This is a genomic window from Pararoseomonas baculiformis (genome assembly GCF_017813395.1).
GTDB lineage: Bacteria > Pseudomonadota > Alphaproteobacteria > Acetobacterales > Acetobacteraceae > Roseomonas > Roseomonas baculiformis.
In genome coordinates this window covers 1-4,236 of sequence record NZ_JAGIZB010000074.1, presented here as the reverse complement: position 1 = coordinate 4,236, position 4,236 = coordinate 1, and the positions used below count along the sequence as shown (strand labels likewise).

Below are 4,236 nucleotides of genomic sequence, written 5' to 3'. Positions count from 1 at the left end.
ACGTCCAACTCAGACCAGGAATGCCCGTCGAAGCACAAATCCAGGTCGGCGAACGATCCTTCCTCCGCTACATGATCCAACCTCTCCTCGACAGCTTCCACAGAGCCTTCAGAGAACAGTAGGGCGCCCTGCCCGGCGCGGCGCGTCAGTCCCGGCGCGCCGCCTGACGCCAGGCCCGCAACACCACCGGCCCCGGCACGGCGATGCCGAGCGCGGCGCCCCGCGCCACCGCCACGGCCACGCCAGCGACGCCCCAACCGCCTTCGGGCATTCGAGCCAGAAGGGGCGCGCCGCTCGCGCCACGGGTTCCGGCGCAGTCATGCACGAGAAGCGGCTGCCCATCCCGCATCGCCGCGCCGAGCACCCGGCATTCCTTGTCGGCCATCAGCCATTCAGGCCGATCCTGCTGGTAGCCGCCGAGCAGGAGGGGGGTTCCCGGCGGGAACGCGGCTTCGGCCAGGGGAAGGCTGACCTCCGGTGCGGGAAGGGGTGCCTCCAGCGTGACCAGGGCCCAGTCGGCCCCGGCCGGGGATCGGCTCGGCGCATCGAAGCCCGATGGGACCAGGAAAGCGGCGGCACGCGCCCGGGCGCGCCAGCCGCCCTGATGGTAGCCCAGAAGAAAATGTACCGAGGCAGGCTGCACGAGGCGCCCCGAGCGAGGAGCCACAAGGCAGTGCGCGGCGGTGAGCACGGTGCGCGGCCCGACCAGTGTTCCGGTGCAGCGGCCGCCCAGCTCCGTCTGCACCCGGCCGAGCGCGGCCCACGGCGCCACGTTCCCGTCCACGGGACGACGCGGATCCGCGGCCCCGATCCCCGGCAGTTCGGCCCTGGGGATCACCGGTTCCTGGCTCCGCGATGGATGTGCGGAGAGCACGGCGCAGCCCAGTCCGAGCAGCAGCCCCAGGGTGAGGCTGCGCCCTGCGCCATGGCTCATGATCCTCAAGCCTCCGCGAAGCCGGCCATCACCTCGGCCGTGTGCTCGCCCAGCGCGGGGGCGGGGCCGATCGGTTCGGGCAGGCCAGGAAGGCGTGGAAAGGGCATGGGGCCGAGGCCGGGCTGATCCCGGACCGGGGCGCCGTCCACCGCGAGCACATGAGGATCGGCAAGCCAGTCATTCGGGCCGTTGGCGCGCTCTGCCATGATGCGCGCCGCCGCGAAGCGAGTCAGCCAATCCCCCACGCTGTGCGCCCGGAAGGCGGCGCGTATCCCGGGCAGCAGCGCCGACCGGTGCCGCGCGCGCGAGGGGAAGTCGGCGAAGCGCGGATCGGAGGGCAGGTCCTCAAGCCCGAGAACGGAACAGAGCGCGCGGAACTCGGCCTCGCGCACCAGGGCGATGGCAAGCCAGCCGCCATCGGCGCATTCATAGCAGCCTGCCGGGATGTTCAATGCTTCCGGCGGACGGCCCAGCAACCCTGCCTCGGCGATGGGAAAGCCCAGCATGGCCGCGGTCCCGGCCATCAGGGAGACATCCAGCACGCGGCGGCGGGCGGGGCGGCCCTCCGCCGCATCGCGCCACCGGCCCGCAAGGGCGGCCTGCACCGCCGCGAAGCCATGCAGCCCGGTTGCCATGTCGCTGGCCAGGATGCCGACCTTGCGCGGCGCGCCGTCCTCGTCGCGGTTGGCGAACATCAACCCGCCGAAGGCCTGCGCCACGCTGTCCGTGCAGGGGCGCTCGGCATAGGGGCCGCTCTGGCCGAAGCCGGAGATCGAGAGACAGATCGCGTTCGGCCCCGTCGCTTCCGGGCCGAGGCCGAGCCGTGCGGCCACGCCGGGACGGAAGCTCTCGATCAGCACATCGGCCCTGGCAGCAAGACGCGCAGACGCCGCCCGCCCCTCGGGTGTGCGCAGGTCCAGGATGACCGAGCGCTTGCCGCGGTTGAACACGGCATGCATCACGCTCTGGCTGCCCTGCCGCGTGCTCAGCCCGCGTGACCAGTCGCCCTCGGGCGGTTCCAGCTTCACGACATCGGCGCCGCAGGCGGCGAGCAGCATGCCGCAATACGGACCTGCCACGCCCTGCCCGGCATCCAGCACGAACAGCCCGGCATAAGGCCTCTCCTCCAGCATCTCGCTCCCCCCGAAACTTTGCCTCTAGGATGACGCCAAGCCGCGGGAAGCGGCAGAGGGAGGAACAGGAATGCATCGGAGAACCGTCCTGGCGGCGGCCGGGGCCATGGCGGCCCAGCAGGCAGCGGCACAGGAGACATGGCCCTCCCGCCCCCTTCGCCTTGTCGTGCCATATCCCCCGGGTGGGCCGACGGATATCCTTGCCCGCGTGGTGGCGGCGCAGCTGGCCGGGCAGCTTGGCCAGCCGGCCGTGATCGAGAACCGGCCGGGCGCGTCGGGCGCGATTGGGGCGGCGGAGGTGGCGCGGGCGGCGCCGGACGGGACGACCTTCCTGGTCAACGCGTCCATTCACACCATCCTGCCGCATCTCTCGCGCACCGCGCCCTATGACGCCCTGGCCGATTTCGCGCCGGTGACGAACATTGCCTCCGTGCCGCTGATCCTCGTCGTCTCGCCGGGCCTTCCCGTGCGGTCGGTACCGGACCTGATCGCCCATCTGCGCGCCCATCCCGGGCGCCTGTCCTTCGCCTCCTCCGGCACGGCCGCGGCGCCCCATCTGGCGGGCGAGCTGTTCAAGCGCATGACCGGTACGGAGATGACCCATGTGCCCTATCGCGGCTCGGGCCCGGCACTGCAGGACGTGGTGGGCGGAAGGGTGGAGATGATGTTCGACTCCATGCCCTCCTCCGCCGCGCTGGTGCGGGGCGGGCAGCTGCGTGCCCTCGCCGTCTCAACGAAGCGCCGGGTGGCGGCCTTCCCCGATCTGCCCACCGTCGCCGAGGCGGGGGTGCCCGGCTACGCCATCGCGACATGGTACGGAGTCTGGGCGCCCGCGCGCACGCCGGCACCCATCCTCGCGCGGCTGCAGGGAGCCGTCTCGGCCATCCTGGAACAGCCCGAGACGCGCGCGCGGCTCGACACGCTCGGCGCGGAGCCCGTCGCGGATTCACCGGAGGCCTTCGGCCGCTTCGTCCGCTCCGAGTATGAGCGCTGGGGACGGCTGGTGCAGGAAGCAAGGATCACGGCCGACTGATGCGCGCTCTGGTCTGCGCCTCCTGGCGGCCCTTCGATCAGCTGGAGTTGCAGGATGTCCCGCCCCCAAGGCTCAGGCCGGGGAGCGTCCGGCTGCGGGTCGAGGCCGTTGGAGTGAGCTTCGCCGCCAATCTGGTGGTCGAGGGGCGCTACCAGCGCCGCCCGCCCCTCCCCTTCATTCCAGGGACGGAGGTCGTGGGCACGGTGCTTGAGGTCGCGCCGGACGTTGCGACACCTCCCCCGGCGGGCAGTAGGGTCTTCGCCGTCCTGGACTGGGGGGGCATGGCGGAGGAGGCGGTGGCGGACGCCATCCACTGCCACCCCGTGCCGGCGGGCGTGCCGGCAGAGGCGGCGGTGGCCATGCCGATCTCCTATCCCACGGCCGCCTCTGCCCTCATCTGGCGGGGGCGGGTAGGACCGGGCGACTGGGTGCTCGTTCAAGGCGCCGCGGGCGGGGTGGGGCTGGCCGGGGTCGAGGTGGCCCGTGCGCTTGGTGCCCGTGTCATCGCCCGATGCGGGCGGGACAAGCAGCATGTGCCTGCAGAGCGCGGTGCCGAGCTTGTCCTCGACAGCGGAGCGCCATTCCGGGAGGCCGTGCGTGCGGCGACCGGGGGCGCTGGCGTGGCCTGCGTGCTGGATGTTCTCGGCGGGGCAGCCTTTGATGAGGGGCTTCGGTGCCTGCAGGATGGCGGGGTGCTGGTGAGCATCGGCTATGCCGCGGGCGAGATCCCGAGCGTAGCTGCGAACCTGCTTCTCCTGAAGAACATCAGCGTGGCCGGTCTTAACTGGGGCAGCTATGTCGGCTGGTCTCCCGGGGATGGGCGCCAGGCCCATGCGCCGCGTGTGCAGGCACTTTGGAGGCAGCTGGCGGAATGGTGGGCCGGCGGTCTGCTACGGCCCGAGATTCATGCCGGCTTCCCCCTGGAGAGCTTCCGGGAAGCCATGGAAGAGGTGCGCGGACGGCGTTCGGCCGGGCGTGTGTTGCTTCGGCCCTGAGAGGTTAGCTTTCCTCCCCAGCGCGTCCTTTCCTCTCACGCGAAAACCCGCTCGGCCTTTGTAGGGCTGAGCGGGTTTTGTGTTTGTCGTGTACAGATCTGGTCTGGTGGCCTGGCGCCGACCGACTCTCCCGCGTCTTAA

4 protein-coding genes are annotated in these 4,236 nt (G+C 71.5%); 2 read left to right on the top strand and 2 right to left on the bottom strand.

Annotation, left to right across the window (positions count from 1 at the left end; translation table 11 throughout):
• Positions 1–145: 145 nt before the first annotated feature.
• A complete protein-coding gene (locus J8J14_RS24415) occupies positions 146–934 on the bottom strand; it encodes a trypsin-like serine peptidase (protein ID WP_209382141.1) in 789 nt (262 codons plus the stop codon).
• A 5-nt stretch (positions 935–939) separates the two neighbouring features.
• A complete protein-coding gene (locus J8J14_RS24410) occupies positions 940–2,067 on the bottom strand; it encodes a CaiB/BaiF CoA transferase family protein (RefSeq protein ID WP_209382140.1) in 1,128 nt (375 codons plus the stop codon).
• Between the two features lie 70 nt (positions 2,068–2,137).
• Between J8J14_RS24410 and J8J14_RS24405 the strand changes: the two genes are divergently transcribed.
• On the top strand, positions 2,138–3,100 hold the full coding sequence (locus J8J14_RS24405) for a tripartite tricarboxylate transporter substrate binding protein (protein ID WP_209382139.1): 963 nt from the start codon (positions 2,138–2,140) through the stop codon (positions 3,098–3,100).
• Positions 3,100–4,095 carry an NADPH:quinone oxidoreductase family protein gene (locus tag J8J14_RS24400; RefSeq protein WP_209382137.1) on the top strand — a complete coding sequence of 332 codons (996 nt, stop codon included), beginning with the start codon at positions 3,100–3,102 and terminating at the stop codon, positions 4,093–4,095. Before J8J14_RS24405 ends, J8J14_RS24400 begins: the two co-directional genes overlap by 1 nt.
• The last annotated feature ends 141 nt before the right edge of the window (positions 4,096–4,236 follow it).

What these genes read in the sequence shown, in the direction of transcription:
- J8J14_RS24405 (WP_209382139.1), top strand. Translation starts at nt 2,138, where the DNA reads ATGCATCGGAGAACCGTCCTGGCGGCGGCCGGGGCCATGGCGGCCCAG.
- J8J14_RS24410 (WP_209382140.1), bottom strand. Translation starts at nt 2,067, where the DNA reads ATGCTGGAGGAGAGGCCTTATGCCGGGCTGTTCGTGCTGGATGCCGGG.
- J8J14_RS24400 (WP_209382137.1), top strand. Translation starts at nt 3,100, where the DNA reads ATGCGCGCTCTGGTCTGCGCCTCCTGGCGGCCCTTCGATCAGCTGGAG.
- J8J14_RS24415 (WP_209382141.1), bottom strand. Translation starts at nt 934, where the DNA reads ATGAGCCATGGCGCAGGGCGCAGCCTCACCCTGGGGCTGCTGCTCGGA.